Below are 4,899 nucleotides of genomic sequence, written 5' to 3'. Positions count from 1 at the left end.
TGGCGGCCTTCCTGGCGGCCTTCCTGGCGGCCTTCCGTACGTAAGCGTTCTGTCAGTCCCGTCATGACGGCATTCTCCTGTGGATAGCGGGATTCATAGGCGCGTTGTTCCGCGTCGCTCAATCCCGTGTAAATATCGACGAAGTCGAGATATTTGATCTGCTTCTCGATATCCGGTTCCAGCGTCAACAACCCCTGGATCGCCTTGGCGTAGATCTCGACCTTCTGTTCCGGCGCCCACTGCATGTTGGGCAGGTTCAAGCGGGCCACCAGGTTGTCACTGTCAAGGCGGCTACAGGGTCAGACCCTTAAGCGAAATTAAGGGTCTGACCCTACTCCACCGCACGCCCAGATTTTCGTGAGAGGCCAATTTATTGGGCGATAGAGGCCTTCAAGAAGGATGTTAAGTCACCCCAATTCCACCCCGTCAGGGAAGATTCGGTTGCTGAGATAATCCAGGCGAAACTCCACGTGCTGACGGATATCGTAGAGCGTAAATTCCTCTTCGGAATAGGCGTCACAGGTTCCCAATACCACGCCGCCAGCCGCTGTTTTTACCACCAAGTCATTGAAGCGACTGCTTATATCTTCGGCAATGGCAGAGGCGGCGGCTTCGGCTTCCGGCACGTCAATCGTATAGACGATACTGATATTCAGATCGTAGGGGTCGTCAGCTTCCAGCTCGCTAGCCGGGGCGAAGGACAACCAATAGCCGATGACAGTCGCCGCCTGCTGCTTGCCCTGCTTTTCAATCCGATTGAAGACATGCCTCAACCGCTCCACAAGGCTGTCCGGCAAGGCCTGGCGTCGATAGCGCGCGGCCAACCAGCTTTGCAGCGTTCGCTTGCCTGCCGGTGGCAGCATGAAACCGGGCACCGGTTCGTACTGCGCCAGATCGCCTTTGGCCACGTGATGTTTGTGGGTCGCCAACAGTTCCAGGCATAACAGCCCATCTGCTCCTTCCCAGTCGAGATGCAACTTGCGAGCATTCTTGGCATGGCGGCAGTTCCCATCGGGCGAGTCCACTAGCTGCGCCAAGACCACTTCGACCGAAGGCTCAAGCGCCAGATTATCATTGGCCAAGTCACAGTCATGAGTGATCACCACGCCCCAACAGGCGTCCGCCTTGGCCAGCCCCAAGGCTGCCATGTCCTCCATGGCGAGCAGGTTTCCCTGAGACCAGGGCATCGACCTCGTCCATTCTCGCACCACCACGCTTATCCTCGCCGCTGCAGCGGCACTGCGACATCGTCGAGCGCCTCACGTGTGCTGCGGGCGGCCACGGCCTTGCCCTTGTGCCGCGCACGTCCAGAGTGCTCGCGCTGTGCAAGCCTCTGGAGCTCCTCCAGCGCTGGTTCCAGCGGGTCACCATGCTGCAAGCGTTCCAGCAGGCTGCTACCAGAGTGCAGGGGGCGACGCACCAGCTTGTTGATGCGCGGGAGCTCGCATGCCGCCACGGCCTCTGATTGCCGCTCCAGCCTAATGAGCAGCGCATGGACCTCGGGGCGCGGCTCCTGGCCGTTGAGCCAGGCATAGACGGTAGGCCGCGACGTGCCCAGCAGGTGCGCCAGGTCGGTAACCGTCAAGCCCAATGCCTGACGAATCCGCTCCAGGCGCTCAGCCGGCGTGCGCAACTCAGCATCTTCCGCACCCGCTACCGCAGAGGTAACTTCGATTGAGTCATCATGCAGCCATTGATGCCGAGACAGCGCCGCTTCCGGGGTCATAGCGCCGCCGGAACCTGGCTCTCCTCCCAGCGTCAGGGGAACCAAAAAACAGGTAGCGGCCAACGCCATGGTTTGGCGGGCACCAGTCCCCCAGCCCCAGGAAGATGAGTAGCTAGCCGTCTGCGATGCACTGCCGGTGCCGCCATGTTCGGAGATGATTTCGGGGCTTACAGTTGCCATAGCTCACTCCTCGCCTGCTCTGTGGTAGCCATTCTGAAGGCCTCACTGATGACCTCATGGGAGGCATCCAACTGGCGCGCCACGGCCTGGCTATCAAAGGTTTCGCGCTCTGCTACGAAATAGTCGCTATCCAGCACAGCGGCCTCCTGGTCCTGCGATGCCTGGATACGCGCATCCAGCTGCAGCGACATCGGCTGCAGATCCGGAGGCAAAGGCACACCCTGCGGGGAAATCAGTGTGCGTACTACCAGAGTACCACCCCCCACGCCGCTCACGGTTTCCGTCACGCTATGCCTAGGTTCTCCGGCAACCTCACGATACAGCCCGAACAGGCCCGGACTCAGCAAACGTTCCAGAGGATGGGTCTCGGAAGGGATTACCGCGTCAAGATAGCGCAGGCCGATGCGGTCGACATAGGCCAGTTCCACCTCCCGGTGCAGCGCTTCAAGCACCTGCAGCACGGCATTCCTGAAATCAGTGAAGCGTGAGTAGCGGGCGGTCTGAAAGATCAGCGCATCCTTGAGCAGGATGACCCCTTCTTGGCGCTTTTGGTCGGTGAACACCCAGCGCTCGACCTGTTGGCGCTGCACATCGAGCTGAGGGCCGGGAGTCACCTGCATATGCAGCTGATGGTCTTCGCGGAAGTCCGGATAGCCCTGGCGACGCAGCGCGTCCTGCAGCGGCCCCACATAGCTGGCCATCTGCTCGATTCGATTGAACTTGATCTGAGCAAGAACATAGAAAACGGGGGCCTGCAGCGCGGGCGTGGTCATGGTGATTGTCATCCTGCTGGCACGGTAGCTGGAAAAATCGGCAAGGCTTTACACTCCACTTTACACCAATAGCGGCAACTCGTTCCCTGGTACACAAGAATTTCTCCGTTTCCAGCGGCGCCGTCGCGCAGCAGAGTTGCCCTCCTACAGAGAAAGATGCCACCGAACAGGTTTCCGTGGCGGCGCAAAGCCACCGCACAGGTTTCGGCCACAGGGTCAGACCCTTAAATCTACTTAAGGGTCTGACCCTACTCCGAGGAATCGCAGAGTGGGTAACAGCATGGGGCCAAGGCCAGACCTGCCGGTGACCTGCAGAACCAGTTCACGGATCGCCCCGAGAATCAAGGAGGCACCGTTGACCTCTACGATCTCACGACGCTTGTCCTTCGGAATGCCATCGGCGACTTCGATCCAGGCTTGAGCTTGGATATCCAGGGTGTAAGGAGCCCGCTTGCCATCCTCCGGATCGTTGGGGATTGCAACCGTCATTTCCACCATGAAGCTTCTGGGGTCGTCCTGCTGGTCCTTGGCAACCCCAACGGCCAGATCGGCCACTAACTTCACGCCCTCGAAGTCAAAGGTTGGCGCCCAATAGACCTCTACCTCGGACAGATCAACCGCAGATTCTATCAGAACCTTCTTATAGAGCAGCTCCTTGAGCTGCAGCGGGGACATTTCCAGTTGGACGCTCATATCATGGGCTCCTTCAGAGCAGTACCGATTCGCGTTGGCCCCAGGTATCTTTGTCTTCGTTAATCCCCGTGAGTCGAATGACCTGCCGAGGCTCGATATACCGATGCTGGATATCTATCGAACTAGATAGCCGTGAAACGCTTTTCGCGTAGCGTTCCATCGCCGCAAGATAGTCTCGAAACCCCTGAGTGGAAGCGGAACCCGCCAGATCAGGCTCCCCGGCACGGTGTGCCAGCCAGCGCAGTGCCCCCGGCACCTCTGCCGACATGCGAACCAAGCGATCCATCGCCTCGGACTGGGCCACGTCATCGTTTTCGTACTTGGAGAAAGCCACCGGCCCACCGCCAAACAGCCGTGCAGCCTGCGCCTGGGAAATACTCAGGCGCTCGCGCAGTACGCGCAGCTCGGCTCCCGTCAGCAAGCCATCCACCTCCTTTCGGAATGCCAGCATGGCGCGTTTGTTGTCCCGTGCCTGCTGGGCACTGGCCTGCTCGGAACCACAGTCCTGGCAGACCGACATCAGCAACGGCAGCGACCGCGTGCGCCCCTTGTACGTCACCTCATTCTCGACGGTTTCGGGTACCAGCGGCCCCGCCTCGCAGATGGAGCAGAGCATTTCATGGTTGGCTGGCATGGAGTCCTCCTTGGCACTATTGCTGGACGTGGCACGACACCGTCAATACCACGCGTCCACTTTTGGCCAATGCAAATTTCAGATAGTACGGTACGGGAAGTTCACGAAAAGCGTTGTCATTCCATTCACCCCTCACTCTGATGGTAACTGCCATGGTGAAGGGCTTCACGCAGCAGGTCCGCGACATCATCGTGATCCAGCCCAAGGTCCTGCGTCTTCTTGATCGCGCGCTGTGTCCATAACACCAACCCCTGGTCATGCAACGCCTCCAGCACTTCTGCAACGGGGTACAGGGGGCCATCAGGTATGGTGCGGACTTGGCTACCCGGACCTGGCGGCGCCTCAGCGTAGCGGCTGACGTTCACGCTCTTTACCATTATGGTAAGTCTCCCGCAGCATTGCAATAAGTCCACACGGCCACGAGACCCACGGCAACATCCACACGCCTGGCTACGAAACGGGGTCAGACCCTACTCCGCTGTGGGCTCAGTGTTTCAACTCGAACCGCAGGGCCTGGACCTCAGCTTGCGGGAGGCCGGTGGCGTTGGCGATGGCGGCATCGTCCAGTTCGGTGGTCTGAATCAGGTTGCGTGCGGTTTCACGCAGGGCTCCCTGGCGGCCTTCCTGGCGGCCTTCCGTACGTAAGCGTTCTGTCAGTCCCGTCATGACGGCATTCTCCTGTGGGTAGCGGGATTCATAGGCGTGTTGTTCCGCGTCGCTCAATCCCGTGTAAATATCGACGAAGTCGAGATATTTGATCTGCTTCTCGATATTCGGTTCCAGCGTCAACAACCCCTGGATCGCCTTGGCGTAGATCTCGACTTTCTGTTCTGGCGCCCATCCGGCCACTCCACCAGCAAGGGCACGTCCAGCTAACGAAAGCGCTCGCCCAG

6 protein-coding genes and 2 pseudogenes are annotated in these 4,899 nt (G+C 59.4%); all 8 read right to left on the bottom strand.

Translation table 11 applies throughout. The features are described 5' to 3' along the window. Positions 1–260: pseudogene (locus tag ACESMD_RS00340) on the bottom strand (hypothetical protein); the annotation flags it as partial. Positions 261–407: 147 nt separating this feature from the next. After that, positions 408–1,187, bottom strand: a complete 780-nt coding sequence (locus ACESMD_RS00335) for a hypothetical protein (protein WP_372609313.1) — start codon at positions 1,185–1,187, stop codon at positions 408–410. Positions 1,188–1,216: 29 nt separating this feature from the next. Continuing rightward, positions 1,217–1,906: a helix-turn-helix domain-containing protein gene (locus ACESMD_RS00330; RefSeq protein ID WP_372609312.1), complete on the bottom strand. Its 690-nt coding sequence runs from the start codon at positions 1,904–1,906 to the stop codon at positions 1,217–1,219. After that, positions 1,894–2,679, bottom strand: coding sequence for a TIGR04255 family protein (locus ACESMD_RS00325; protein ID WP_372609311.1), 786 nt, complete (start codon positions 2,677–2,679; stop codon positions 1,894–1,896). The genes ACESMD_RS00330 and ACESMD_RS00325 overlap by 13 nt, the downstream gene beginning before the upstream one ends. 234 nt (positions 2,680–2,913) lie before the next feature. Then, a complete protein-coding gene (locus ACESMD_RS00320) occupies positions 2,914–3,372 on the bottom strand; it encodes a hypothetical protein (RefSeq protein WP_372609310.1) in 459 nt (152 codons plus the stop codon). Between the two features lie 13 nt (positions 3,373–3,385). Continuing rightward, a complete protein-coding gene (locus ACESMD_RS00315; RefSeq protein WP_372609309.1) occupies positions 3,386–4,006 on the bottom strand; it encodes a type II toxin-antitoxin system MqsA family antitoxin in 621 nt (206 codons plus the stop codon). A 125-nt stretch (positions 4,007–4,131) separates the two neighbouring features. Then, a complete protein-coding gene (locus ACESMD_RS00310) occupies positions 4,132–4,383 on the bottom strand; it encodes a hypothetical protein (RefSeq protein WP_372609308.1) in 252 nt (83 codons plus the stop codon). 109 nt (positions 4,384–4,492) lie between these two features. Continuing rightward, positions 4,493–4,899 (bottom strand): annotated as a pseudogene (locus ACESMD_RS00305) (hypothetical protein); the annotation flags it as partial.

This window comes from Halomonas sp. (genome assembly GCF_041689495.1).
GTDB lineage: Bacteria > Pseudomonadota > Gammaproteobacteria > Pseudomonadales > Halomonadaceae > Halomonas.
The sequence above is the reverse complement of the archived record's forward strand: the minus strand, read 5'-3'. Positions and strand labels throughout refer to the sequence as shown.